23 protein-coding genes are annotated in these 26,335 nt (G+C 63.4%); 8 read left to right on the forward strand and 15 right to left on the reverse strand.

What is annotated here, in order from left to right; genetic code table 11:
- Nucleotides 1-6 precede the first annotated feature (6 nt).
- The 5 genes from DEM27_RS07505 (at nucleotide 7) to DEM27_RS07525 (ending at nucleotide 6,641) form a co-directional block, all read left to right on the forward strand.
- Entirely contained in the window at nucleotides 7-876 is an 870-nt protein-coding gene (locus DEM27_RS07505) for an aromatic ring-hydroxylating oxygenase subunit alpha (RefSeq protein ID WP_109457568.1), read from the forward strand.
- Nucleotides 876-4,055, forward strand: a complete 3,180-nt coding sequence (locus DEM27_RS07510) for a molybdopterin cofactor-binding domain-containing protein (RefSeq protein WP_109457569.1) — start codon at nucleotides 876-878, stop codon at nucleotides 4,053-4,055. The genes DEM27_RS07505 and DEM27_RS07510 overlap by 1 nt, the downstream gene beginning before the upstream one ends.
- A gap of 2 nt (nucleotides 4,056-4,057) precedes the next feature.
- Nucleotides 4,058-4,570, forward strand: coding sequence for a (2Fe-2S)-binding protein (locus DEM27_RS07515; protein WP_245445726.1), 513 nt, complete (start codon nucleotides 4,058-4,060; stop codon nucleotides 4,568-4,570).
- A complete protein-coding gene (locus DEM27_RS07520) occupies nucleotides 4,567-6,081 on the forward strand; it encodes an aldehyde dehydrogenase family protein (RefSeq protein ID WP_109457570.1) in 1,515 nt (504 codons plus the stop codon). The genes DEM27_RS07515 and DEM27_RS07520 overlap by 4 nt, the downstream gene beginning before the upstream one ends.
- 182 nt (nucleotides 6,082-6,263) lie before the next feature.
- Nucleotides 6,264-6,641, forward strand: a complete 378-nt coding sequence (locus DEM27_RS07525; RefSeq protein ID WP_109457571.1) for a hypothetical protein — start codon at nucleotides 6,264-6,266, stop codon at nucleotides 6,639-6,641.
- An 8-nt stretch (nucleotides 6,642-6,649) separates the two neighbouring features.
- On the opposite strand, the gene DEM27_RS07530 is transcribed toward DEM27_RS07525, so the two are convergent.
- From DEM27_RS07530 to DEM27_RS07570, 9 genes are all read right to left on the reverse strand, one after another.
- The gene (locus tag DEM27_RS07530; RefSeq protein ID WP_109457572.1) at nucleotides 6,650-7,846 is read right to left on the reverse strand and encodes a saccharopine dehydrogenase family protein; all 1,197 of its coding nucleotides are present in this window, start codon (nucleotides 7,844-7,846) and stop codon (nucleotides 6,650-6,652) included.
- Between the two features lie 24 nt (nucleotides 7,847-7,870).
- Complete coding sequence (locus DEM27_RS07535) at nucleotides 7,871-9,379, reverse strand: aldehyde dehydrogenase family protein (protein WP_109457573.1); 1,509 nt, start codon at nucleotides 9,377-9,379, stop codon at nucleotides 7,871-7,873.
- Between the two features lie 216 nt (nucleotides 9,380-9,595).
- Nucleotides 9,596-9,943: a cupin domain-containing protein gene (locus tag DEM27_RS07540; RefSeq protein WP_109457574.1), complete on the reverse strand. Its 348-nt coding sequence runs from the start codon at nucleotides 9,941-9,943 to the stop codon at nucleotides 9,596-9,598.
- 35 nt (nucleotides 9,944-9,978) lie between these two features.
- Nucleotides 9,979-10,341, reverse strand: a complete 363-nt coding sequence (locus tag DEM27_RS07545; protein ID WP_245445702.1) for a cupin domain-containing protein — start codon at nucleotides 10,339-10,341, stop codon at nucleotides 9,979-9,981.
- A complete protein-coding gene (locus DEM27_RS07550) occupies nucleotides 10,334-11,632 on the reverse strand; it encodes a glycosyltransferase (protein ID WP_205908872.1) in 1,299 nt (432 codons plus the stop codon). Before DEM27_RS07550 ends, DEM27_RS07545 begins: the two co-directional genes overlap by 8 nt.
- Nucleotides 11,633-11,655: 23 nt before the next feature.
- Nucleotides 11,656-12,708, reverse strand: coding sequence for an ABC transporter ATP-binding protein (locus DEM27_RS07555; protein WP_109457576.1), 1,053 nt, complete (start codon nucleotides 12,706-12,708; stop codon nucleotides 11,656-11,658).
- Complete coding sequence (locus DEM27_RS07560) at nucleotides 12,705-13,496, reverse strand: ABC transporter permease (protein ID WP_109457577.1); 792 nt, start codon at nucleotides 13,494-13,496, stop codon at nucleotides 12,705-12,707. The genes DEM27_RS07555 and DEM27_RS07560 overlap by 4 nt, the downstream gene beginning before the upstream one ends.
- Nucleotides 13,486-14,355, reverse strand: a complete 870-nt coding sequence (locus DEM27_RS07565) for an ABC transporter permease (protein ID WP_420028803.1) — start codon at nucleotides 14,353-14,355, stop codon at nucleotides 13,486-13,488. Before DEM27_RS07565 ends, DEM27_RS07560 begins: the two co-directional genes overlap by 11 nt.
- Nucleotides 14,356-14,475: 120 nt before the next feature.
- Nucleotides 14,476-15,558: a polyamine ABC transporter substrate-binding protein gene (locus DEM27_RS07570; RefSeq protein ID WP_245445704.1), complete on the reverse strand. Its 1,083-nt coding sequence runs from the start codon at nucleotides 15,556-15,558 to the stop codon at nucleotides 14,476-14,478.
- Nucleotides 15,559-15,768: 210 nt separating this feature from the next.
- Between DEM27_RS07570 and DEM27_RS07575 the strand changes: the two genes are divergently transcribed.
- Genes DEM27_RS07575 through DEM27_RS07585 form a run of 3 tightly spaced genes read left to right on the forward strand, consistent with a single transcriptional unit; the run spans nucleotide 15,769 to nucleotide 19,468 of the window.
- Nucleotides 15,769-16,698 carry a GntR family transcriptional regulator gene (locus DEM27_RS07575; protein ID WP_109457578.1) on the forward strand — a complete coding sequence of 310 codons (930 nt, stop codon included), beginning with the start codon at nucleotides 15,769-15,771 and terminating at the stop codon, nucleotides 16,696-16,698.
- Nucleotides 16,699-16,716: 18 nt separating this feature from the next.
- On the forward strand, nucleotides 16,717-17,979 hold the full coding sequence (locus tag DEM27_RS07580) for a nucleotide disphospho-sugar-binding domain-containing protein (protein ID WP_109457579.1): 1,263 nt from the start codon (nucleotides 16,717-16,719) through the stop codon (nucleotides 17,977-17,979).
- Between the two features lie 13 nt (nucleotides 17,980-17,992).
- On the forward strand, nucleotides 17,993-19,468 hold the full coding sequence (locus tag DEM27_RS07585) for an aldehyde dehydrogenase family protein (protein ID WP_109457580.1): 1,476 nt from the start codon (nucleotides 17,993-17,995) through the stop codon (nucleotides 19,466-19,468).
- 8 nt (nucleotides 19,469-19,476) lie between these two features.
- Here the strand turns inward: DEM27_RS07585 and DEM27_RS07590 are convergent, their stop codons facing one another.
- The 6 genes from DEM27_RS07590 to DEM27_RS07615 all read right to left on the reverse strand — a co-directional run bounded on the left by DEM27_RS07590 (nucleotide 19,477) and on the right by DEM27_RS07615 (nucleotide 26,207).
- Nucleotides 19,477-21,060, reverse strand: a complete 1,584-nt coding sequence (locus tag DEM27_RS07590; protein WP_109457581.1) for an FGGY-family carbohydrate kinase — start codon at nucleotides 21,058-21,060, stop codon at nucleotides 19,477-19,479.
- A gap of 18 nt (nucleotides 21,061-21,078) precedes the next feature.
- Entirely contained in the window at nucleotides 21,079-21,756 is a 678-nt protein-coding gene (locus DEM27_RS07595) for an HAD family hydrolase (RefSeq protein WP_109457582.1), read from the reverse strand.
- 21 nt (nucleotides 21,757-21,777) lie between these two features.
- Complete coding sequence (locus DEM27_RS07600; protein ID WP_109457583.1) at nucleotides 21,778-23,259, reverse strand: mannitol dehydrogenase family protein; 1,482 nt, start codon at nucleotides 23,257-23,259, stop codon at nucleotides 21,778-21,780.
- A 219-nt stretch (nucleotides 23,260-23,478) separates the two neighbouring features.
- Nucleotides 23,479-24,489 carry an ABC transporter ATP-binding protein gene (locus tag DEM27_RS07605; protein ID WP_109457584.1) on the reverse strand — a complete coding sequence of 337 codons (1,011 nt, stop codon included), beginning with the start codon at nucleotides 24,487-24,489 and terminating at the stop codon, nucleotides 23,479-23,481.
- Between the two features lie 11 nt (nucleotides 24,490-24,500).
- Nucleotides 24,501-25,331: a carbohydrate ABC transporter permease gene (locus DEM27_RS07610; protein ID WP_109457585.1), complete on the reverse strand. Its 831-nt coding sequence runs from the start codon at nucleotides 25,329-25,331 to the stop codon at nucleotides 24,501-24,503.
- A gap of 3 nt (nucleotides 25,332-25,334) precedes the next feature.
- On the reverse strand, nucleotides 25,335-26,207 hold the full coding sequence (locus DEM27_RS07615) for a carbohydrate ABC transporter permease (RefSeq protein ID WP_109457720.1): 873 nt from the start codon (nucleotides 26,205-26,207) through the stop codon (nucleotides 25,335-25,337).
- Nucleotides 26,208-26,335: the final 128 nt, after the last annotated feature.

The raw sequence follows: 26,335 nt of genomic DNA on the forward strand, positions 1-26,335 counted from the left end.
ACAGGGATGGCGAAGACTACCGATCAGGCGGCGCTCAACGAATGGTATGCGGTCGAAACCGCCGCAGACGTCACCGCGCGCCCCGTCCGCACCCGCCTTCTCGGGCAGGACATCGAGCTTTACCGCAACGAGGCCGGCGAGCCGGTGGTGCGCGAAATGCTCTCCAACGGTTCTTATGGTCTCCCCCGGCCGGCACAGGAAAGATACGGCTGCATCTGGACGACGCTCGGCACGCCGAACAAGGATATCTTCGAGATATCGGAAGCCGCCGAAAGCGACCGCCGCTTCGTGCCCTGCGGCTGGGTGAAGATGCGCGCCTCCGGCCTGCGCGTCGTCGAAAACTTCCTCGACATGGCGCATTTCCCCTTCGTCCATACCGATATCCTCGGCTCCGAACCACATACCGAGGTGCCGGCCTATCTCAGCGAGATCCGCCGCGATGTCGACGAGGTCTGGGCGACCAACTGCACCTTCTTCCAGCCGCGCATCGCCGCCACCGAAAGCGAAGGCGCCTTCGTGCACCTGACCTACCGCGTGCCCAACCCCTTCGTGGTGATGCTGTACCGCGTCTGTCCGACGGCGCCGGAGCGGCTGGATGCCATTGCGCTGTTCATCCAGCCGATCGAGGAGGATCTCTGCCGTGCCCAGCCGGTGATGTATCTCGTCGACCGGGAATCGAGCCATGCCAGCCTCTTGCGTTTCGAGCAGGTGATCTTCTTGCAGGACCGCATCATCGTTGAAAACCAGCGCCCGCTGCTGCTGCCGCTCGAACCGCGGGCGGAAATCCCGACGCGCGCCGACTCCTCGTCGATCGCCTATCGCCGCTGGCTGAAGGAAAAGGGCGTGCGCTTCGGCACGACGGCAGGGGCGGCCTGATGGCGGAGGAGCCGGCGCTATCCGTCCTCCACCCGGCATCGCTCGTCGATGCCGTGGCGATGGTTCGGGACGAGGCGACCGGTACTCGCCGTTATGCCGCCGGCGCGACAGCCATCCAGCTGGAATGGGCACGCGGCCTGGCAAAACCTTCCGCGCTGGTCGATCTCGGCCACATTCCCGGGCTTGCCGGCATCACCGCCGAACAGGGATATCTCGGCATCGGCGCTTCGACGCCGCTGGCCTCGCTGGTCACCGACCGCCGGATCCGCGCGGCATCGCCACTGCTCGCGGCGGCAGCACGCACCGTGGCCGGACCCGCCGTGCGCAATCTCGGCACCATCGGCGGCAATGTCGCCGGCCGCACCGGCTGCCTGCTGCCGCCCTTGCTTGCGCTGAATGCCGAACTGGATATTTTTGGCCGCAACGGGCCTTTTCGCGAAGAACTTGCAGATTGGCTCGGGCGTACAGCGGATAAGGCGGACATCATCACCGCCATCCGCCTGCCGGCGATGACGGCGGAGTGCCGCTGGACACAACGCAAGATCGGGCTGCGGGCAGCCTTCACCCCCAGTATCATCGGCGTGGCCGGTATCCTCGACATCGACGGCGACAGGATTTTGGCGGCGCGCCTTGCGGTCGGCGGCGGCATCGTCCGCCCGATGCGTCTGCGTGCCGTCGAAACATCCCTTGCCGGGCAATCGCTTGCGGCCTGCGACTGGCAAAAACTCCGGCACGACCTGTTCTGCGCCATCGAAGCGCCGGACGACGATTTCCGCAGCGGCCGCTACCGTCGCACGGTTGCCGCCAATGCCCTGGCCTGCGGTCTTGCCGGCGCCTTGCCGAAATCAGCAGAGATGCCAGGACATCACAGCCCTTCCGCCGCTTCTTCTCTCGCTCCTCCCCTCCCCGGGGAAATCCGGCTCGCGCGCGAGGAACAGCAGGCACGGTGGTTTACACGCCCCGACCTGCCGCCGAAAGTGAACGGCACCTTCGCTTATCTCACCGATCACCGGGCTCCGGACATGCTGGTCGGCCGCATCCTGCGCGCCGGCGTTCCGCATGCCAGCATCCTTGCCATCGACACACGCGCCGCGGAAGCCCTTCCTGGCGTTGTCGCCGTCGTTACCCATCGCGACGTACCGGGGGAAAATGCCTTCGGCATCGTCGTGCAGGATCAGCCGGCTTTCTGCGGCGACAAGGTGCGGTATGTCGGCGATGCCGTTGCCGCGGTAGCAGCAATCGATGCGGCCACGGCGGAACGGGCGCTGGCATTGATAAAGGTGGACTATGAAACACTTCCCGTCGTCACCACGCCGGAACAGGCATTGGCGGATGACGCGCCCGCCATTCATGCGACCGGCAACCTGCAGCGTATCCTGCATTTTTCGCGTGGCGACATCGAGACCGGTTTTGCGGCGGCGGCGCATGTCGTCGAGGACACCTATGTCACGCCCCGCCAGATGCATGGCTTCATGGAAACCGAGGGCGGGCATGCCCGCATCGAGCCGGATGGTTCGCTTGCCGTTTTCGTCGGTGGCCAGCACGGCTCGCGCGACCGGCTGCAACTCTCCCGCATCCTCGCCATGCCGGAAGACAGGATCCGGGTGGTGACCAGCCCGACCGGCGGCGCCTTCGGCGGCAAGGACGAGCTGACGGTGCAGCCGGCGCTGGCGCTTCTGGCCATCAAATCCGGCCGACCGGTGCGCCTGCAGCTCAGCCGCGCCGAATCGGTTCTCGCCGGCACCAAGCGCAACCCGATGACCATCCGCATGCGCACCGCCTGCGATGCCGACGGACGGCTGCTGGCGCAGGAGGTCGACGTGCTGGCCGACGCCGGCGCCTATGCCTCGCTCGGCCCCGGCGTGCTGGAAACGGCGCTGGAACATGCCGGCGGCCCCTATGTCATCGACAATGTCTCGACCCGCGGCCGGCTTGCCTACACCAACAACGGCACCTGCGGCGCCTTTCGCGGTTTCGGCGCCAACCAGATGACCTATGCGCTGGAATGCCAGATGGATCGCCTCGCCGAACGCTGCGGCCTGACGCCGGTGGAGATCCGCCGCCGCAACCTCAAGCCGGTCGGTGCGCCGGGTTATCTCGGCCAGGACGTCGCGCCTTCCGAACGGCTGACCGAAATGCTGCTGGCGGCGGAAACCAGCCCGCTCTGGCGACAGCCGCGCGGCCTTTCCGCCGACGGCACCGAGATCGTCGGCATCGGCATGGCTATGAACTACCAGGGCAACGGCCTCGGCTCGCTGGTGCCGGATCCGGCCGGCGGACGGTTGTCGCTTTCAGGCGACGGCACGATCGAGGCAGCCTACGGGCTCGACGAGATGGGCCAGGGATTGCTCGTCACCATCCAGTCCGCGGTCTCGACGGAGCTCGGCTGCGGTCGCAACGACATCCGGCCAGTGACCGGCGACACGGCGCTGGCTCCGGAATCCGGCTCGACCACCGCCTCGCGCGGCACCTTCGTCGTCTGGAAATCGGCGCAGATGGCCGCGCCGCAATTCGCACGGGCAATCTGCGAAGCTGCGGCCGGGCTGCTTGCGCGGAACGCAAACGACCTGCGCCTTGCACCCGGCGGCATCGCCGAACGGCTGAGCAACAGCGGCGATTTGCTGATGACCTACACGCAACTGGCCGCGGCGCTTCCACCGGAAGAGCGTCCAAGCGTCACCGTCGCTTATGAATTCCCGAAGAACAGTTATACAGAGGGCAATGCCCGCTACATCTTCGCCTTCGGCGCCTGCCTGGCGCGGGTGGCCGTCAACCGCCTGACGGGCCAGGTGCGCGTGCTCGACCTGGTGCAGCACACGGCCGCCGGCCCGGTGATGGATGTCGCCGCCTATCTCGGCCAGATGGAGGGCGGAGCGGTGCAGGGAATCGGCTTCACGCTCAGCGAAGATGCGGTGATGAAAGAGGGCCGCTATATCACTGCCAATCTCGACACCTACATGCTGCCCGGCATTGCCGACACGCCGCAGACTATGCGCATCCATGCGCTGGGAGGGTTGGATGCGGGCGACGATTTCGGCCCGCGCGGCGCCGGAGAGCTAGGCATCGGCGCGGTGACGCCGGCCATCGCCAATGCCGTGGCCGATGCCATCGGCTACCGGCCGCCGATGTCGCCTTTCTCACCGGAAGCGGTTCTTGATGCCATGGAGGCCATGCCTTGACGATGATGCCGACCATTCCGGTGACCTTCCGCCTCAACGGCATGCCACAGGCCTGTATGGCAAAACCCGAAACGCGGCTTTCCGAAATCCTGCGCGACCATCTTGGCCAATCGGCCTCGAAAACCGCCTGCGGCATCGGCCGCTGCGGCGCCTGTACCGTACTGAAGGATAGCGTGCCGGTGAATGCCTGCCTGGTCATGGCCTGGCAGGTCGGCGGCAGCGACATCGTCAGCCCGGAGGGGCTCGACGCCTTTCCGGAAACCCGCTTCATCCGGCAAGGCCTGGTGGAGGAGGCCGCCTTTCAATGCGGTTATTGCGCCCCGGGTTTCGTCGTGGCGCTGACGGCGCTGCTACGCGACAACCCCCATGCCGGCGAGGCGGATATCCGCGCCGCGCTGGAAGGCAATCTCTGTCGCTGCACCGGTTATCATTCGATCATTCGCGGCGCCCTGCGGGCCGCCGGCCTGCTGCAGCAGGCACACCAACAGGCCGCCCAGGCCGGGAGACCGACATGACCCTTTCCATCCGCCTTTTCGAACCGCAGACAGCGGGTGCCAAATCATTCCTGGCCGAGAAGCAGAAAAAACTGCTGATCGGCGGACAATGGCTGGCGGCTAGCGGCGGCGGCACCTTTGCCAGCCATGATCCGGCCAGCGGCCGGCATCTTGTCGACCTGGCCGAAGCCACGGCTGCGGATGTCAATGCCGCCGTCGCGGCAGCCCGCACCGCCTTCGAAAGCGATGCCTGGCGCGGCATGACGCCATCGGCACGCGGAAAACTGCTGTGGCGGATCGCCGATCTCATCGACGCCCATGCCGACGAACTGGCCGAACTGGAAACGCTGGACCAAGGGAAATCCTTCAAGACAGGCCGTTTCGGCGAAATCCCGGCCTCGGCCGAACAGTTCCGCTATTTCGGCGGCTTTGCGACAAAGATCCTCGGCACCACCATCCCGACATCGATCGGTTACCAGCCTCCGGCCAAGAAGGTCTTCGCCTATACCACCCGCGAGCCGATCGGCGTCGTGGCGGCGATCACGCCATGGAACTCGCCGATGCTGATGGCGGCGATGAAACTCGCGCCGGCGCTCGCCGCCGGCTGCACCGTGGTGCTGAAACCGGCCGAAGAAACCTCGCTGACGGCGCTGCGCCTCGGCGAACTGATGCTCGAAGCCGGGCTGCCGCCCGGCGTCGTCAACATCGTCACCGGTTTCGGCGAGACGGTCGGCGCGGCGCTGACGGCCCATCCTGATGTCGCCAAGGTTGCCTTCACCGGCTCGACGGAGGTCGGCAAGCTGATCGTCGGCGCCGCCCGCAGCAACCTGAAGAAACTGACGCTGGAGCTCGGCGGCAAATCCCCGGCGATCGTCATGCCGGATGCCGACATGGCGATCACCATTGCCGGCGTGGCGCGCGGCATCTTCGCCAATGCCGGCCAGGTCTGCGTCGCCGGGTCGCGCGTCTATGCCCACCGCTCCATCCATGAGCAGGTAGTGGAGGGCCTGGCCGCGGCGGCGAGCGCCATGCGCCTCGGCCATGGCCTCGATCCCGATATCGACCTCGGCCCGCTGGTCAACCGCAAGCAGGCCGACCGGGTCGCGGGTTTCGTGACGGAGGGCGCCGCGGATGGCGCGAAAATCGTCGCCGGCGGACGGCAGGACGGCGAGTTCTCGACCTTCTTCCAGCCGACGGTCATCACCGGCGTGCGCACCGACATGCGGTTGATGCGCGAGGAGATTTTCGGCCCGGTGGTCGCCGTCACGCCCTTCGACGAGCCCGAGGAAGCACTCGCTTTCGCCAATGACAGCCCCTATGGCCTGGCCGCCAGCGTCTGGACCGAAAACCTCAGCGCCGCCCACCGCCTCGCCGCCGGCATCCGCTCCGGCACCGTCTGGATCAACTGCCACTCGTATTTTTCGCCGGAACTGCCGAAGGGCGGGCACAAGGAATCCGGCTGGGGCTACGAGAACGGCGCGCCGGGATTGGAAAACTACCTGGAAACGAAGACGGTCTGCGCGGTGATCTGAAAGCGAAGAGGCAAATCCTTGCACTGCGACGGAGATGCCATCGCCATCCGCGACGGCCTACCCAATAATAGTCGAAGAAACGGGTAACTCTATTGCCAGCATGACAGTGGTTTCAATTGCCAAAGCAGCGGCGATGTGGTCCCGTGCGGCCGGTATTTAACACCGATTGAAGAGGTATCGTCATGTCGATTCGTTTGAATATTTCCGATCTTCTCGGCAACCAGAACCGCGGCAATGCATCCGCCGAAGATATCATCCAGATCATCGAAAACCGCCTGCGCTTCAAAGCCGACTACGAAGGCGCAAGCGTCATCGTCGAGCCCTATGCCCTGGTCAACAGCCATGGCAATGATCTTGTCAGCGGCGTGGTGATCCACTCCGACAGCCAGCGTTACCTCAGCTTCGAGCCGCGTTACCTCGAAGTCGGCAAGCTTTCCGACGTGGTGGCCCTCGATGCCTTCTTCCCCAACGGCGCCTTCGACGCCGAAGACTTCCCGGAAGGTACGGAAATCCTCGCCGCCGTCGAACTCGTGGACTACGCTGAAGCCGTTAAAAACTAAGCCAGCCCTCAGGCCTCAACAACCGTCTTCGTCACCTTGAACTTACGCTTGTCGAGTTCGGGGAAATAGGTCTCGGCGTCGAAATAGCTCTCGGGAGCGTAGACGCCGGGCTTCTTCGGATATTTCAGGATCAGCTGGGCGGCAATGGAGGCATTCATCGAGGTGCAGGCGTCGACATAAGGCGCATACATTGCGTCCGGCGTCACCACCACGTCGCAGCGGGCGACCACCTGCTTGCCGTCCTTGCGGCCATGGCCGATGGCGAAATGGATTTCGTGGCTCTGCTGCTCCGGAATCCGGTCGCCATGGCGCTCGATATTGCGCTGGATCACCTTGCTCAAGACGTCGAGCGGCTTCACCTTGACGCCGTTGACCTCGACCGGATCGTCGAATTCGCCGAAGCCTGCCTTGACGAGACCGACCCAGGCCTCATGTTCGCGATGCGGCAGGTGCAGCTTCCATGTGAATTCGCGGATGCCCTTTTCCTTGATCCCTTCGGCCAGCGGCACGGTCAGTTGTTCGGAATGCGGCGAATACATGAATTCGCAGCGCCCCCACGGCTCCGGCAGGTCGACGATCTCGACGCCGGTCATCGGTGCGCAGGTGACGTGGGCGCCATCGAGGAACTGCGTGCTCGGATGGGCATATTCCGCCAGCACGGTCGAGACGCTGTAGGGCGGCACCAGGATGGGGTTCTCGTCACCGATCAATTCTGCCGCCCAATAGAGGTTGATGCGGTCGATCTCGTCGAGTTCGTCGGCAACGGCGCGGCAGATGACATTCGACATGCCCGGATCGGAACCGGCGCCGAGCACCGCCGTGACGCCGGCGGCCTTGAAGCGCTCATGCTCGGCGATCTGCTTGACGGTGAAGGTGCCGAGGCCGCCGAGATCCATATAGGGCACCTTGGCGACAAAAGCAGCCTCGAAGATCGCCATCTGGAAACCGAGCAGCGTCGGCACGCAGTTGATGCAGATATCGGCGCCGGCGATGGCGGCGTTGAGCTGCGCCGGATCGGTGACGTCGAGATCGACCAGCACGATGCGCGGATCGGCAAGCTCCGCCGCCAGGCTTTCCATGCGCGGGCGCGAGGCATCGCAGAGGCGGATCGTGGTGATGTCGATGATGGCGCGGTCGGACACGAGGTCACGGACAATGCCCGCGCCCATGAAGCCGGCGCCGCCGAGAAGCGTGATGGTGGTCATGATAGGTCCTGCCTTTTCAAGAAATCAAACATGCCGGCGGCCGGTGGCGTCGTCGTAGAACCAGTCGTCGGGATAGGGATACCACCAGCCCTGCACGACCGGCTTGTGATCGATGATCACCATCTTCGAGCGCCGGAACGTGTCGAGGCCGAGGCGAGAGAGTTCGCGGCCGATGCCGGAATTCTTCCAGCCGCCGAAGGGCAAGGCGTCGTTGTCGATCAACGGGTTGTTGACCCAGACCATGCCGGCCTCAAGCCGGTCCGCCGCCTCCATCGCCTCTTCCAGCGAGGTGGTGAAGACGGATGCGCCGAGACCGAACGCGCTGTCGTTGGCCGCTTCGATCGCGGCGTCGAAATCGGCGACCCGCATGACGGCGGCGACCGGGCCGAAACATTCCTCGCGCATGATCGCCATGTCGGACGTGCAGCCGGTGAGGATGGTCGGCTCGTAGAACCAGCCGACCGGCTGGCTCTCGGGGATCTTAGCCCCGGTGACGACGGTGGCGCCCTTCGCCTTGGCGTCCTCGACCAGCCGGATGACTTTTTCGCGCGCCGCTTCGCTGACAAGCGGGCCGATTTCGGCCTTGGTCAGGCCATTGCCGATGCGCAGCCGCTTCGTTTCGCGGGCAAAGGCGGCGATGAATTCGTCGTGGACGCTGTCGACGACGAAAAAGCGCTCCGCAGACGTGCAGACCTGCCCCGACATATGGAAAGCGGCGGTCACCGAACCGGCGGCGGCGACATCGATCGGTGCATTGGCGGTGATGATCATCGGATCGGAACCGCCCGCCTCGATGACGGCCGGCTTCATGCACGAGGCAGCGGCGGTGGCAACCGCCTTGCCCGCCGCGACGGAACCGGTGAAGGCGATGGCATGCGTCTTCGGCGAGGCGATCAGCGCTTCGCCGACGGCGGCGCCACCCGGCAGGCAGGCGATCAGACCGTCCGGCAGCGCCTCGAAGATCTGCATGAATTCCAGGGTCGAGAGCGTCGTCGCCGGCGCCGGCTTGACGATGCAGCCGTTGCCGGAGGCCAGCGAGGCGGCAACCGTCCAGCACATCAGGAGGATCGGAAAATTGAACGGCATGATGTGGACGCTGACGCCAAGCGGCTCGTACCGTGCATGCTGGAAGGAGCCTGTCTGCGTCGTGCCGGCCACCTTGCCGCCGTCGTCGCGGGCCATCTCGGCGAAATAGCGGAAGGCGCCGGCGCAATTGGCCACCTCGCCGATCGCTTCCGGATAAGGCTTGCCCATCTCCCGCGACATCAGCTCGGCACAGCGGCGCATGTCGGTCGCCTCGATGCGATTGGCGATGTGGTGCAACATCGTTGCGCGCGACTTGGCGTCGAGTTTCTTCCACCGCTTTTGCGCGGCGGTGGCGGCGGAAAGCGTCTGCTCAATCTCCTGCGGCATCGCATCGGCGATATGGCCGACCGTCTGCATCGTCGCCGGGTTGATCACCGCCTTGCTTTCCCCGCCGGCCGCGTGGTGGGCGGGGTGGATGTAATAGGAGGGTTTGGCGGGATCGAACATGGCTTGCTCCGGAATTGGGGTATTGTGTTGGTAAGGTGCCGTCGGTGGCGACCCCTCACCCTAAATCTTTCCCCGCTTGCGGGGAGAAAGGACGTGCCACGTCCGATGTCGAAAATGGCGACACGGGGCGACATATCTCCTCCTTGCCGCAATCACGGAAAGAAGGGGCCGCAGGACGCAGGTGGAGAGGGGCTTGTACCCATCATCCAAACAGCATTAACGGATCATATAAACCTTCTTCACCGTCTCATGCACCGTGCACACGCCCTTCCAGTCCTGCGGAAAAAAGGCGGCGGTATCCGGGGTGATCTCGATCACCTCGCCGCTTTCATGCACATAGGTGCAGCGGCCTTCGAGGAAGTGGCAGAACTCGTCGCGGGTCACATGGCAATTCCACTTGCCGGGCGTGCAGACCCACAGGCCGCATTCGGATTCGCCGTTCGGCCCCTTGTGGATCAGCTTGCCCGACGTGTGCGACTCGCCCTCGATCATCGTCGGGATGATGCCCCAGTCTTTCAGCTCCGTCTGTTCCAGCGGCTTGCGCATCAGAGGTGTCGCGGTCATCGGTGTTTCCTTTCTTTATCGTTGCAACCGGCCGATCAGGCCAGCATGTAGATGTTGCGCATGGTCTCGTGGACCACGCATTCGCCGGTCCAGCCGGCCAGGAAGGTGACGGCGGTGCCCGGCTCGACCTCGATCACCTCGCCGTCGTCAGACGTATAGGTGGCGCGGCCGGCGACGAAATGGCAGAATTCATCGCGGGGGATCGACAGCCGCCAGCGGCCCGGCGTGCAGACCCAGATGCCGGTTTCCGGCTGGTTGTTCGGTCCCTTGAACAGGAGGCGCCCGGTCGAATGCGACTGCCCCTCGACCATATCCGGTTGCGCACCCCAATCGACGAGCTCGTTGAACACGGTCGCATTGCGGATATGCGGGGCGGAGGATTTCAGCGTCTCAACCATCGAATTTCCCCGTCCTGACGATCTGATCGAGAATGCCGGCGGCCTTCTGCGGGCCGTTCTCGGCCTGCATATGGGCGCTGGTGGCGGCAAGCTTCGCTTTCATCTTGGGATCGTTGACGCAGGCATCGAGCTTGGCGGCAAGATCGGCATCGGTCCAGTCGTAACGCGGCATCTTGAAGCCGTGGCCGGTCTCGTCGACGCGGGTGGCGTTGTCGTGGCCGTCCCAGACATAAGGCATGATGATCGCCGGCTTGCCGAAATAGAGGCACTCGGTGAAGGAGTTGTTGCCGCCGTGATGGATGACGGCATCGACTTGCGGGATGACCGAAGGCTGCGGGAACCAGCTGTCGATGATGACGTTGCCCGGCAGGTCGGTATATTGATCCTTGTAGTCGCCGACATTGACCAGCGCCCGGTAGGGCAGCTTGCCCACGGTGGCGATGATCCGCTTCAGAAGTTCGGTATCGCCGGCGCCCAGCGAACCGAAGGAGACGTAGAGCAACGGCTTGTCGTTGTTCTCAGTGAAGGTCGGCACCTCGTAGGGTTTTTCCTTGCGCACGCAACCTTCGAGATACTGGAACTGCGACGGCGGCAGCGGATGCTCGCGGGTGAATTTTACCGGCTCGGGATAAAGCAGCAGGTTCATGAACGGCGATGCTTCGAAGAACTGGCCGATCGGATAGGCGGCCTCGCCGGTCCCGGCCAGGAATTCGTTGAAATCCTCATGGATCGGCTTGATCACCGCATTGAATTTGTCGCGATAGGCCGCATGGCCGGCGTAATCGCTTTCGCTGCAGCCGGAAAGGTGCGGCGGGATCTTCGGGTCCTCGATCTCGTTTTCCGAGCAGGAGATGATACGCACCCACGGCGTGCCGTATTGCTTGATCGCCGGGAAGAGGATGACGTTGTCGACGCAGATCAGGTCCGGCTTGATCTTCGCCAGCACGCCCGGCAGGTCCTTCTGCGCCCATTTGGCGCTGTCGACGATCGCCGTCCAGCAATCCTTGACGTAGTTGTCGATCTGGTCGTAGGGCGACTTGCGGAAATTCGGGATATGGCCGTTGATGAAATCCTCCCAGAATTTCGCCATCTGCTCCGGCGGCATCGGTTCGGAAAGGTTTACCGGATGTGCCTCGAAACCGTAGCCTTCATAAACCGAGACAAAACCCGGATCGGAAAGGAAGACGGCCTTGTGGCCCAGCGCTTCGACGGCCTGGGCGATGCCGACCGAATTCAGCGCCGGCCCGAAGGCGGCTTCCGGGAAAAACGCGATTGTCTTGCTCATGGGCATTCCCCTCTTATCGTATTCTTCGATTAGTCCTGAAACAGCCGGCAATGGGCCGGTGCAAAACCGAGCGACACCGTCGCGCCGACAGCGAAGGCGCCGTTACTGGCCGGTACACGCACCTGCAGCGGCGTGTCGCAAAGCCCGGTCCTGACATAAAGCTGCCGGTCGAGGCCGTGATAGGCGATATCCACCACCTCGCCGGCAAACCCGTTGCCGGCCGAATGGACGGCAATATTTTCCGGGCGGATCGCCAACGTCGCCGGCCGGCCGGTGGCGAGGCCGGACGTATCCGCCTCGATCGCCTGACCGCCGGCGCGGAACACGCCACCTTCGATGCTGCCCTCGATGAAATTCATCACGCCGATGAAATTGGCGACGAAGCGGTTGGCCGGCCGTTCGTAGATCTCCTCCGGGCCGCCGCATTGCAGCACCTTGCCGTCCTTCAGGATCGCCAGCCGGTCGGCCATGACCAAGGCCTCTTCCTGGTCATGGGTGACGATGATGAAGGTGGTGCCGACCTCGTGCTGCAGCCGCTTCAGCTCCAGCTGCATCTTTTCCCGCAGCTTCTTGTCGAGCGCGCCCAGCGGTTCGTCGAGCAGAAGCACCTTCGGCCGCTTGATGAGGGCGCGCGCCAGCGCCACGCGCTGCTTCTGGCCGCCGGAGAGCTGGTCGGGCTTGCGGTCGGCAAGCGCCGACAGGTCGGTCGTCGCCAGCATGGCATCGACACGCCTGGCGATCTCCGCCTTCGGTAATCCTTCCATCTCCAGCCCGTAGCCGAGGTTCTGGCGCACGCTCATATGCGGGAAGAGCGCATAGGACTGGAACATCAGGTTCAGCGGCCGCTTCTCCGGCGGCAGCGGCGATATATCGGCGCCGTCGAGCAGGATGCGGCCGGCGCTCGGCGTCTCGAAACCGGCAATCATCCGCAAAAGCGTGGTTTTGCCACAGCCGGACGGGCCGAGCAGCGCGAAAAACTCGTTCTCGCGGATATCGAGCGAAATGCCGTCGACGGCGACGGTCTTGCCGAACCGCTTGACGGCGCCGTCGATCGACAGGATGGGGCGAGGAGACGGGGTCATTGCGATCTGTTTTCTCTGTTGAGCCATTGCGACAGCACCAGCGCGCCGGCACTGACCGCCATGACGATGGTGGCCAGCGCATTGATCTCCGGCGTGATGCCGAAACGGATCATCGAATAGATCTGCATCGGCAGGGTGATGGAGGAGCGGCCGGCGCCGGCGGTGAAGAAGGCGATGATGAATTCGTCCACCGACAGCGTGAAGGCGAGCAGTGCACCGGCGACGATGGCCGGCAGCAGCACCGGAAAGGTGATGCGCCAGAAAGTCTGGAACGGTGAGGCCCCGAGATCCCGCGACGCCTCGACGATGGAGAAATCGAAGGTTTTCAGCCGCGCCCGCACCACCGAGCAGACGAAGGCGAGATCGAAGATCACATGGCTGAGGATGATGGTGTGCAGGCCCATGGTGGCGTTGAGCCGCGACAAGAAGGTGAGCAGCGCCACCGCTAGCACGATATCCGGGATCACCATCGGCGAGAACACCAAGGCTTCCAGCCCGTTCGAGCGGCGGGCACGCGTTTCCATGCCGAGCGCCAGCAGGGTGCCGAGCACGGTTGCGATCAGCGTCGCAAAGAGCGCGACGACCAGCGTGTTCCAGGCGGCATGCAGGATATCCTGGTTGCCCATCAGCGAGCGATACCAGCGCGTCGAGAAACCGGACCACGATGTCGGCAGGCCGCTGTCGTTGAAGGAAAGCAACACCAGCACGGCAATCGGCAGGTAGAGGAAACTGAATAGCGCAAGCAGGATCAACCGTCCGGGCCAGCGCGTCTTCACGTCACGCTCCATCGTTCGCCTCCCGCCGCTCGCCGGCAAAATGGGCGGTGAGACGCGCCTGCAACAGCAGAAGCACGATCATGATGACGATCAGCGCCATGCCGAGGGCGGCGCCGAACGGCCAGTCGTTCGCCGTCAGGAACTGGTCGTAGACGACATTGCCGATCATCTGGAACCGGCCGCCGCCGAGCACCGCCGGCGTGACGAAATTGCCGATCGACAGCACGAAGATGAAGACGCCGCCGGCGGCGATGCCGGGCATGGTGAGCCTGAGCGTCACCCGCCAGAAGGTGGTGAGCGCATTGGCACCGAGATCGCGCGAAGCCTCCAGAAGCTCCGGATTGAGCCGCGACAGGCTGGAATAGATCGCCAGGATGACGAAGGGCAGGTAATTGTAGACGAGGCCGGTGATGACGGCGCCTTCGCTGTAGAGCAGGCTCAGCGGCTCGCCGGTATATCCCAGCGATTTCAAAAGGTTGTTGACCAGGCCCTCGCGATTGAGCAGCACGATCCAGGCATAGGTGCGGATGAGGTAGTTGCTCCAGAACGGCAGGACCGCGAAGAACAAAAGCACCGGCTGCCATTTCTTCGGCGCCAGGCAGATGGCGTAGGCGGCAGGATAGGCGATCAGGATGGCAAGCAGCGTCGCCAGGCCGGCGATGCGCGCCGACGTCAAGAAGATCTTCGCATACAACGGATCGAAGACACGGGCGAGATTCTCGAAGGTGAAGATGTAATCGACGCCGCCATAGATGCCGCGGGTGAGAAAGGCATAAAACAGCACCATCAGGCAGGGTATCAGCATGAATACCACAAGCCATGCCACCGCCGGCAACACCAGCAGATTGGGATGGGAAGCCCGATGGGTCAAAGACACGTCTCCGCATGACGATACCGGCTTCGGCCGGACCGGATGGACAATTCACGAAAAAACAAAAGGAGAAAGAGGTGAGAGCGCCATGGCCTGCGCCCTCACCCGAACGTCATCGGCTCAGTTGGCGGCCTTGATCTCGCTGACGGCGCGGGAATAGTCGCGCTGTGCCGCACCGAGGTCACGCAGCAATTCGTATTTCGCCAGTTCCGCCGCACTCATCGCCATGTTGGGATATTGCTGCGACAGAGCCGGGTCGAGGCTTTCCATCGCCGCCTTGTTCGGCACCTTGTAGAGGATGTTCTGCGCCGCCCAGGCATGGTTCTTGGCGTCGAGGATGAAGTTGATGAACTTCATCGCCGCATCCTTCTTCTCCGAGCTCTTCAAGACGACGATGGTATCGACCCACAGATCGGAGCCTTCCTTCGGCACGACAAACTTGATGTCCTTGTTTTCGGTGATCCCGTAGTTGCACCAGCCGTCCCAGGCATGCACCAGCGATGCCTCGCCGGAGACCAGCTTGGAATAGAAGGTGGTGTCGTCGTAAGCGAGCAAGGTCTTCTTGGCCTCGATCAGCAGGGCCTTGGCCTCGTCGATCTTGGCCGGATCGGTCTCGTTGACCGAATAACCCTTGGCGAGCAGGCCGGCGGCCATCAGCCAGCGGTCGGTGGCGAGCATCGTCACCTTGCCCTTGAGGTCGTCGGAAGGCTGCAAGAGGTTCAGCCAGCTGTCCGGCGTGGTTTTGACGACGTCAGAACGGTAGCAGAGGCCGGTGGTCCCCCAGGTGTAGGGCACGGAATAGGCATTGCCCGGATCGTAGGCGAGCGCCGCCGCTTCCGGATAGAGGTTGGCGAGATTGGGAACCGCCGCCTTGTCCAGCGGCTCGACGAGGCCCTGATAGTTGAGGATTTCGGCGAAAGGCGAGGAGACGAAGACGATATCGAAACCCTTGCCCTGGCTTGCCATCAGCTTGCCCATGATTTCTTCGTTGGTGGCGTGGTTCACCACCTCGATCTCCAGGCCGGTGGCGGCCTTGAAACTTTCGGCGATATCGGGCGCCATGTAGCCGGCCCAATTCGAAATCACCAGATCGGCGGAAAATGCCGTGCCGGCCTGCAGCACAACGGCGCCTATGGCGACGGATGCCCATTTGGCTGCCTTGCGCCACGCGCCGGCATGCGTAGATACGATTGCTGATGTCACCGAGTAACTCCCGCTGCTGATTGATCAGACGACTGTTCCCATTCGCGGCGCCGGTTCCTCCGGTCTGTGTTCGCGAATTTTGACGATAGTATTATTTATAAAAAAAATACGTCAATACCGATTCTGCAGGCAGAAGAATTTTTCTGCTAGCCGCTTGCGGAGCCTTGCGGCACAAGGCAGCATGGACTTTCGAGAGCAGGCAGGCACATCATGGAAGCAGAGACCAAGAAGGTACGACATCGCCATATCGAACTGGCCCAGAAGATCCTGGACATCGCCATCGAGCGCGGCATGGCGCGTGGCGACCGCCTGCCTGAACAGGCGCTGGCCTCGCGCTGCAACGTATCCCGCACCCCGATCCGCAAGGCGCTTCAAGTGCTTGGCGAGCGCTCCGTCGTCACCGCCGACAGCGAGGGCGGTTATGTCTTGGCCATCGACCCCGCCTCCTTTCCCGGGCTGGAAGACGAAGCCACCTCCAACGAGGAGGCGGAACTCTACAATGCCATCCTGCGCGACCTCTCCGCCGGCCGCCTGCCGGAATCGCAGACCATCGCCGCCCTGCAGCGGCGCTACAATGCACCGCGCAGCACGGTACAAAATGCGCTGATAAAACTTTCCGAGGAAAATCTCGTCGAACGGGCGCCGGGCCAGCAGTGGCTGATGAAGCAATTTGCGATCAGTAGTGATGCATTGGCCAAGAGCCTCGAATTCCGCCTCGCCTGCGAACCCTTGGCGCTGACGATGCCGGGTTTTCGCAAGGATCTCGCCGCCCTTGCCTCGCTCCGGCAATCGATGGAGATCCTGCGCGGCATGGGCGAGGCAGCGTTCGACCAGAAACTTTTCGAGCGCACCGATTTCGATTTCCACATGCTGGTGGCGAAAAGCTGCGGCAATCCCTTCATGTCGGAAACGCTGCTCAACCATCACCGCCGCCGGCGCAACAGCCAGTTGGCCGTGCATGTCAACGTCTTCCGGTTGGCGCAGTCCAACATCGAGCATATCCAGATCCTCGAACAGATCGAACGCGGGCAGATGGACCTTGCGGGCGACCTGATGCGCGTGCATATCCAGCTTTCCCATTCGCAGCGCCCGCGGCTTGCCGGCCGTGGTGTCCCGTCGCTCTTCAAGGTGGCGGGCTAGGATTTTGTCGGTTTATTGATGTCCAAGACCATCGCCCTGTTTCCGGAAGCAAGTTATGGCGCGGCGCTGAATTGCGTCGGCATCGCCCAGGAATTGCGGCGCCTGGGCGCCCGCCCTGTCTTCATCTGTCACCCCGGCTTCCAGGGCATTTTCAGCGAATACGGCTTTGCCGAATATCACCTCGCAACCGGCACCAGGGCGAAATCGACCGACTGGACGGATTTCATCAACCGCCACCAGGATGCCTTTCGCCAGAGCCCGCTGGAGCAGGTCGAAAGCTACGTCGGCCCGACCTGGGAAGCCATCGTCGATACGGCCATCGAGGTGGAGGAGCCGCTGCGGCAATTGCTGGGACAGTTGAAACCCTCGGCCATCGTGCTCGACAACGTCGTGATGTTCCCGGCGATCGCCAATGTCGGCGTGCCGTGGGTCAGGATCATCTCCTGCGCCGAAACGGAGCTGCCGGATGCGAAAGTTCCACCTTACCTTTCCGGCTGTTCCGCGACACCTGGACCGGACTGGCAGCGCTTTTCCGAACGCTACGCGAAGGCAACGGCGCCGGCACACAAGCGCATGAACAACTTCCTTGCCGAAGGCGGCCACAAGCCCTTGCCGGTCAACGAGTTTTTGGAAGAATCGCCCTATCTCAACCTGCTGCTGTCACCGGAGATTGTCCGCTTCGACCGCGCCGAACCGCTCGATCCGCAACGCTTCGTCTATCTCGACGGCTGCGTGCGCCACGAGGCGCCTTATACGATGCCGGCCTTTGCGGCGCGACAGGACAAGCCGGTGATCTATGTCAGCTTCGGCAGCCTGGGCGCCATGGACGTGGCGATGATCAAGCGGATGATCGCCACCTTTTCCGACCTGCCCTATCGGTTCCTCGTCAATGTCGGGCCGTGGCGGGACGACTACGGCCTCGTACCGGACAACGTCTATCTGGACGACTGGTTTCCGCAGCCCTCCGTGGTCGAAAGTTCCAGCCTGTTCATCCACCATGGCGGCAACAACAGTTTTTGCGAGGCGCTGTATTTCGGCGTCCCGTCGATCGTCATGCCCTATTGCTGGGATGGCCACGACAATGCCCGCCGCGCCGAAGAAACCGGCGTCGGGAAGAGCCTGGACCGCTATCGCTGGACCGGAGACGAGTTGAAAGCGTCCATCAAGACGCTTTTGGACGACGAGAATATGAAAAAGCGCCTGAAGGAGAATTCGGTGCGCATGAAAGCCGCAGCCGGCGTTACGCGGGCGGCAACAGAGATCTTGAAGATCCTGAAATAGACGGGGAGCAAAGATGCAGGACAAGCTTTATATCGATGGCGCATGGAAAGCCCCCACCAGGGGCGGCAGTTTCGACGTCGTCAATCCCGCCACCGAAGAGGTGTTTCACCGGGCGCCGGCAGGCACGGCCGACGATATCGATGCCGCCGTCAAGGCCGCACGCGCCGCCTTCGACACCGGTCCCTGGCCAAGGCTTTCCGGCAAGGAGCGTGCCGCCTATCTGCGCGCCATCGCCGACAAGGTCATTGAAAAGAAGGATTTCCTCGCCCGCCTGGAGGTGAAGGACAACGGCAAGCCGCTGCCGGAAGCCGCCTGGGACATGGACGACGTCGCCGGCTGCTTTTCCTATTATGCCGGCCTGGCCGAAGAGCTTGACGGCGAGGAAGAGACGATCACGCTTGGCGAACCGCGTTTTTCCGCCAAGGCGGTGCGCGAGCCGCTCGGGGTCGTCGGCGCCATTACACCGTGGAATTATCCGCTGCTGATGGTGGCCTGGAAGGTGGCGCCGGCACTGGCCGCCGGCTGCACCATGGTGCTGAAACCCTCCGAACTGACGCCGCTCACCGCGCTCGAACTCGGCGTTATCGCCGACGAGGTCGGCCTGCCCGCCGGCGTGCTCAACATCGTCACCGGCACAGGCCCCGAGGCCGGCCAACCGCTGACACAGCATCCGCTGGTGGACAAGCTCGCCTTCACCGGCTCGGTGCCGACCGGCCGCAAGGTGATGATGGCGGGCGCCGAGGACATCAAGAAGGTGAGCCTCGAACTCGGCGGCAAGTCGCCCTTCGTCGTTTTTGCCGACAGCGACATCGAAAAAGCCGTCGAATGGATCATGTTCGGCATTTTCTGGAACCAGGGCCAGGTCTGCTCCGCCACCTCGCGGGTGCTGATCGAAGCGCCGATCTACGATGCGGTGCTAGCACGGCTGGTGGAAGAGGCGAAAAAGATCAGGATCGGCAACGGCCTGGACGACGGCACGCTGCTCGGGCCGATCGTTTCGAAAGGCCAGTACGAAAAGATCCTCGCCGCCATCGAGAAGGGCAAGGCCGAAGGTGCCAGGGTCGCCACGGGCGGCGCGCGGCCGGCCGATCTCAACACCGGCTATTACCTGGAGCCGACGGTGCTGACCGACATGGCGGAAGACAATTTCGTCTGGAAGGAGGAGATTTTCGGCCCGGTCGTCTGCGTCAAGCCGTTCGGCGACGAGGCGGAGGCCGTCCGGCTCGCCAATGACAGCCGCTTCGGTCTTGCCGCCGCCGTGATGTCGAAGGACGAGGCGCGCTGCGAACGCGTCGCCCGCGCCTTCCGGGCCGGCATCGTCTGGATCAACTGCTCGCAACCGACCTTCGTCGAAGCCCCTTGGGGCGGCTACAAGCAGTCGGGCATCGGCCGCGAACTTGGCCATTGGGGCCTGTCGAATTATCTGGAAACCAAGCAGATCACCCGCTTCAACAGCGAGGAGCCCTGGGGCTGGTATATCAAGCCCTGAGGGCGGCGCTACTCCATCGCCTCCAGCTCGGCGCGGTGCCGCAGCATGGCGAGGAAGCGGCGATAGTCGCGGTCATAAAACGCCTGCCGCGCCGGGTCCGGCAGGCGTTCGGTGCCGGCAGCTTTCATGCTTTGCGCTGCGACAACAAGATCGGCATGCAGGCCGCCGGCGGCAGCAGCCCCCATGGCCGTGCCGAGCAGCACAGCCTCGTTCATCTCGGGTATGACGACACGGCAGCCTGTGACATCGGGATAAAGCTCGGTCATCAACGGGTTTCTCGCCTGCCCACCGGTCACATGCAGCGTTTCGGGTTCGTATCCGTAATGCTTCATCGTTTCGAGGATGTGGCGGATGCCGAGCGTGATCGAAACGCAGGCACGCCAATAGAGGCGGCAAAGCCCGTCGAAGGAGGCATCGAGCGTCAAGCCGCTGATGACGCCGACGGCATGCGGATCGGCGGATGGCGAACGGTTGCCGTGGAAATCCGGCAGGATGTGGATGCGCCCGCCGAATGCCGCGCCCTCGACCTGCCGCAGTTCCTGCACGCGGGCGATAATGCGCTGGTGCACGGCCGTCGTCGGCTCGCCGCCCGCGGCATGCATGCGGACGATATGATCCAGCAGGGCGCCGGCTGCCGACTGTCCGCCTTCGACAAGCCATCGCTCCGGCAGCACCGCCTCGAAATACGGTCCCCAGAGGCCGCGGGTCGGCCTGCGCGTCGCCGACAGGCTGACGAGGCAGCTCGACGTGCCGGCGATCAACCCGAGCTGGCGATCCAGCACGTCGGGGTCGCCCGCGAAAGCGCCGAGCACACCAAGAGCGCCGGCATAAGCATCCACCATGCCGGCGGATACGCGGCAATCCGTGTCGAGCCCCAATGCGTCTGCCGCCTCGGCCGTCAGATGGCCGGCGCTTTGGCCGACCGGCAATGTTTCCCGCGGCAGGCTGCCGCGCTCGCAAAGATCTTCGAGCCCGATCAGGGCGAGGAAATCCTCCTGCCAGCCGGAAACCTCATGCGCCAGGTAGTTCCACTTGGACGTCAGCGTGCAGCGCGACCGCAGCAGGCTGCCGGTCGCCTTCCAGACGAGGAAATCGGAGAGGTCGAAGACATAATGGGCCGCTTCCCAGCTTGCCGGCAGGTTGGCCTTCAGCCACATCAGCTTCGGCATCTGCATTTCCGGCGACATGAACTGGCCGGAATATTCCATCACCCGGTGCGCCGTCGCCGTGCAATAATCCGCCTCCTTCACCGCCCGGTGGTCGAGCCAGACGATGGTGTCGAAACGGCTCTCGCCGCCGGTGGAAACGGTGACCGGATGCCCGTCGCGATCGCGCACCACCAGCGAGCAGGTGGCATCGAAACCCATCGCGGCGATGCGCTCCGCGACCATGCCCGCGGCCTGCATGGCGGCGCGAACCGCCGTGCAAACGGCGGACCAAATGTCGTCGGATGCGTGTTCGGCGTGGTTTTCCTGCGGCCTGTTCATCAGGATCGGATGTTCGGCCTTGGCAAGCAACGTACCCCTGGCATCGAAAACACCGGCCCGCGCACTGCCGGTGCCGACGTCCACCGCAACCACGTGATCACGCATCAGGATGAATTCCCGTCCCTACATCTGGTATTTTTGAACAAGGTGTAACAAATCCGGCATCGCGTCAAACACGATCTCCGGCTGCAGCGCCTCGATCCGGTTGCGGTAGGAAAGTTGCGATGCATGCGTGCCGCCGGCGAAGACAAAAACGGTCATGCCCGCCGCCCGCGCCGCTTCTACGCCGGCAGGACTGTCCTCAATGACGATGCAGTCTTCCGGCGCCGTCTCCATGTGCCGGGCGGCATGCAGGAAAAGATCGGGCGCCGGCTTGCCGCGCGCCACCATCTGCGCCGAAAAGATGTCGGGGTCGAGCCGGTCGATCAGGCCGGTGACGGTGAGCGACAGGCGGATGCGCTCCATCTGGCTGGAGGAGGCGACGCAACGCCGGAGCGGCAAGGCATCCAGGGTCTCGGCGATCCCCGGGATCGGCTTCAACTCGTGCCGGAAACGGTCGTGGAGATTGTGGCGGATCCGGTCGAGAAACGCCTGGCCGACGGCCAGCCCGCACTCGTCCTTGAGATAATCGGTCACCGCCGCCAGGCTGCGGCCAAGAAACCGGTCATAGGCGCCGGCCTCGTCGATATCGGCGCCGATCTCGCGCATGGCTTCGACCAGCACGCTGATGGACACGGGCTCGCTATCGACGAGCACGCCGTCGCAATCGAAGATGACCAGTTTTTTGCCTGATGCCGCCATGGCGCCGATCGAACCTCCCGCTCATGAAGCCAGTTGTCCGTCGAGGTAAAGCTGAAGCGTCTTGCGCGTGCCTTGCTGCCACAACGTTTTCAGCGCGTGGGCAAACCGTTTGCGGAAAAGATCCGATTTGGCGACGTCGCCGAAGATGTCGCCAAGCGCCAGGAATTCGTCCGGATCGTCCTTCGCCTTGACGGCTGCGGCATGCAGCCGCTCGGCGCTGGCATCGTTGAAGACGATTTCCTTGCCGCTGTCGGAGGTGCCTTGGAAATAACGGCACCAGAGCGCCGAAACCAGCGACAGGCCGATAATATCCTCGCCCCGCGCCAGGCGGTCGGCGGTCGACGGCAGGATGAATTTCGGCTGGCGGTTGGACCCGTCCTGCGCCAGGCGCGGAATGGTGTCGCCGATCTTTGGATTGAGGAAACGGCGCTCGATCAGCTGGAAATAGGCATCGAGATCGGTGTCCGGCACCGGCGGGATGACGGGAATGATTTCGTCGCGTTCCAGGTTGGCGAGGAAGGCGCGGATCAGCGGTTCTTCCATCGCCTCGTGGACGAAGTGGATGTCCATCAGCGCCGCCGGATAGGCGATCGCCGCATGGCCGCCGTTGAGGATGCGGATCTTCATATGTTCGTAGGGCGTCACGTCGGGCACGAACTGCACGCCGACCTTTTCCAGCCGCGGCCGGCCGGTCGGGAAATTGTCCTCCAGCACCCATTGCTTGAATTCTTCGCAGAAGACCGGCCAGTTGTCCTCGATGCCGAACTCGTTCTGCAGGAAATCGATCTCGCGCTGGCCGGTCGCCGGCGTAATGCGGTCGACCATGCCGTTCGGGAAGGCGACGTTTTCGGCGATCCAGTCGGCAAAGGCGGGATCGGAAAGCCGGGCGGTGCCGATCACTGCCGCCGCGGTGACCTTGCCGTTGTGGGGGATGTTGTCACAGGACATGACGGTGAACGGCGCGATCCCGGCCGCCCGGCGCGCCTTGAGGCCGGCGACGACGAGACCGAACACGGTTTTCGGCGCCGACGGGTTGTTGCCGTCGGAAACGATGGAGGGATGGCCCGGATTGAACTTGCCGGACGCATCGATGAAGTAGCCGCCCTCGGTGATGGTCATCGAGACGATGCGGATTTGCGGATCGGCAAGCCTGGCGATGATCGTCCTGGCGTCGCCCGTCGGCAGGATGTCGACCATGGGGCTGGTGATGCGCGCTGCCGTCTTGTTGTTGTCCTGTTCGACGACGGTCGTCAGAAAATCCTGCGCCGCGAGCTTGTCGCGCATCACCGCGTCGGAGGGCAGCACGCCCGCGCCGACGATCGCCCAGTCGTGATCATCTCCAGCATTGAAGAGATCATCGAGATACACGGCCTGATGCGCGCGGTGGAAGTTGCCGATGCCGAAATGCACGATGCCGGCGGAGAGCGAGGCCCGGCCATAGGCCGGCACGGCGGCGGTGGCGGAAGCGTCTTCGAGCGTTGCGAGCGAAAGTTTGCAGGTCATGTCACGGTCCTCATCAGGAGTCGTCTGGTCGTAAGGTAGAGAAGGCGGCGAGACGCTGCCTTCAGTCGTATCAACCCCTCATCCGCCTGCCGGCACCTTCTCCCCACTGGGAGAAGGTGACCCAAAGGGCCGGATGAGGGGGCTCTGCCCGCCGCAACCGGGTTGTCAGCGGTCAGGGGGGAAGCGACGAAGCCGCCTCCCTCCTGTTTGCAAGAGCGCTCAGGCAGCAGCCGGGATCGCCAGGCCCTTGTCGTCGAAGCGGTGCATGCGGCTCTTGTCCGGGGTGATGAACACCGTGTCGCCATGCTTCACGCCGAACTCTCCGCCGGCACGCACCGTGATCGGCCCGACGCCGTCGGCATTGACGTGCAGGAAGGTGTCGGAGCCCAGATGTTCGGCGACCGTCACCGTGCCGCGCCAGTCGCCGTCCGAGGTGGACAGGCTGACATGCTCCGGACGGATGCCGATGGTCGCCGCATTCTGCGCCCTGGCGTAGTCGCCGGAAATCAGGTTCATCTTCGGCGAGCCGATGAAGCCGGCGACGAAGAGGTTGCGCGGGCTGCGGTAGAGCTCCAGCGGCGAGCCGACCTGCTCGATATTGCCGCGGTTGAGCACGACGATCTTGTCGGCCATGGTCATGGCCTCCACCTGGTCGTGGGTGACGTAGATCATCGTCGTCTTCAGCTGCTGGTGCAACTCGCTGATTTCGAGGCGCATGTTGACGCGCAGCGCCGCATCAAGGTTCGACAGCGGCTCGTCGAACAGGAAGGCGGAAGGCTGGCGGACGATCGCCCGGCCGATGGCCACACGCTGGCGCTGGCCGCCGGAGAGCTGCCGCGGCTTGCGTTCGAGGTAATCGGTGAGGTTCAGGACACGGGCCGCATCGCTGACTTTCTTGTCGATTTCCTCCTTCGGCATGCCGGCCATCTTCAGCGGGAAGGCGATGTTGTTGCGCACGCTCATATGCGGGTAAAGAGCATAGGACTGGAACACCATCGCCAGGCCGCGCTCGGAGGGTGCGGCGTCCGTCGCATCCTTGCCGTCGATGACGACCTTGCCGCCCGAGACGTCCTCAAGGCCGGCGATCAGCCTGAGAAGCGTCGACTTGCCGCAGCCGGAAGGTCCGACGAAGACGACGAACTCGCCGTTGTTGATATCGAGGTCGATCGACGGAATGACCTTGGCTTCGCCGAAGACCTTGGAGACTTTTTGAAGGGAAATGCTGCCCATGTCTGTCGTCCTTATTTAACCGCGCCAAAGGTAAGGCCGCGAACGAGTTGCTTCTGGCTGAACCAGCCAAGGATGAGGATCGGCGCGATCGCCATGGTCGATGCCGCCGAAAGCTTGGCGTAGAACAGACCTTCGGGGCTGGAGTAGGAGGCGATGAAGGTGGTGAGCGGCGCCGCCTTCGAGGCCGTCAGGTTGAGGGTCCAGAAGGCCTCGTTCCATGCCAGGATGATGTTGAGCAGCAGCGTCGAAGCAATGCCCGGCACCGCCATCGGCGTCAGCACATAGGCGATTTCCTTCATCAGCGACGCCCCGTCCATGCGTGCCGCCTCAAGAATCTCGCCGGGGATTTCCTTGAAGTAGGTGTAGAGCATCCAGACGATGATCGGCAGGTTGATGAGGGTGAGCACCATGACCAGGCCGATGCGGCTGTCGAGCAGACCGAAGCTCTGGAACAGCAGGTAGATCGGGATCAATGCGCCGACCGGCGGCATCATCTTGGTGGAGAGCATCCACATCAGCACGTCCTTGGTCTTCTTCGTCGGGGCGAACGCCATCGCCCAGGCAGACGGGATGGCGATGATCAGGCCGATCAGCGTCGAACCGAAGGAGATGATCACCGAGTTGGAGAAGTGCTTGAAGTAATCCGAGCGCGATTGCACCTCATGATAGTTCTCCAGCGTCCAGTGGAAGAACAGGAACTGCGGCGGCGAGGCGATGGCATCGGCTTCCGTCTTGAAACTGGTCAGGAAGGTCCAGAGGATCGGGAAGAAGATCATGATGCCGAGCACCCAGGCGATGGCGGTCATGACCAGTTTGCGGCGTGTGGTAACCTTGCGTGCCATGGCTCAGGCCTCCAGATTCTTGCCGATGAGGCGGACGAGGAAGAAGGCGACGATATTGGCCAGGATGACCGCGACGATGCCGCCCGCCGATGCCCCGCCGATATCGAACTGCAGCAGCGCCTGCGCATAGACCAGATAGGTGAGGTTCGTGCTCTGAATGCCGGGACCGCCATTGGTGGTGACGAGGATTTCGGCGAAGACCGAAAGCAGGAAGATCGTCTGGATCAGGACGACCACGGTGATGGCGCGGGCCATGTGCGGCAGGATGATGTAGAAGAATTTCGAGAAGGCGCCGGCCCCGTCCATCTCGGCGGCTTCCTTCTGCTCCTCGTCGAGCGATTGCAGCGCCGTCAGCATGATCAGCGTCGCGAAGGGCAGCCACTGCCAGGCGACGATGATGATGATCGAGAACAGCGGCACGGAGGCGAACCAGTCGATCGGCTGGAAACCGAAGGACTTGGCGATCCAGGCGAACAAGCCGTTGACCGGGTTCATGAACATGTTCTTCCACACCAGCGCCGAGACCGTCGGCATGACAAAGAACGGCGCGATGACGAGGATGCGCACGATCCCCTGGCCGAACATCGGCTGGTCGAGCAGAAGCGCAAACAGGATGCCGCCGACGACGGTGATCAACAGCACGCCGACGACGATCAGCAGCGTATTGGCGATTGCCGTGAAGAAGGCCGGATCGGTGAGGAAATAGCTGTAGTTGGAGAAACCGGCATATTCCTCCATGCCCGGCATCAGCAGGTTGTAGCGCAGGAAGGAGAAATAAATCGTCATCGCCAGCGGAATGATCATCCAGGCCAGCAGAAGCAGCACGGAAGGCGCCATCATCAGGCGCGCTGCTGAACGGGTGTGTAACGTCGCCATGGCTAGTCCCGATCTGAAATTCTTGGAGGGCAACGCGCGCTCGCGCGTGAAAAAAAGGCCGCCGAAGCCACTCAGGCACTCGGCGGCCCATTCTGGAACGGTGCGCGTGAAGGACGCCCCGTTCCAGT

Source organism: Rhizobium album (genome assembly GCF_003122325.1).
GTDB classification, from domain to species: Bacteria; Pseudomonadota; Alphaproteobacteria; order Rhizobiales; family Rhizobiaceae; genus Metarhizobium; species Metarhizobium album.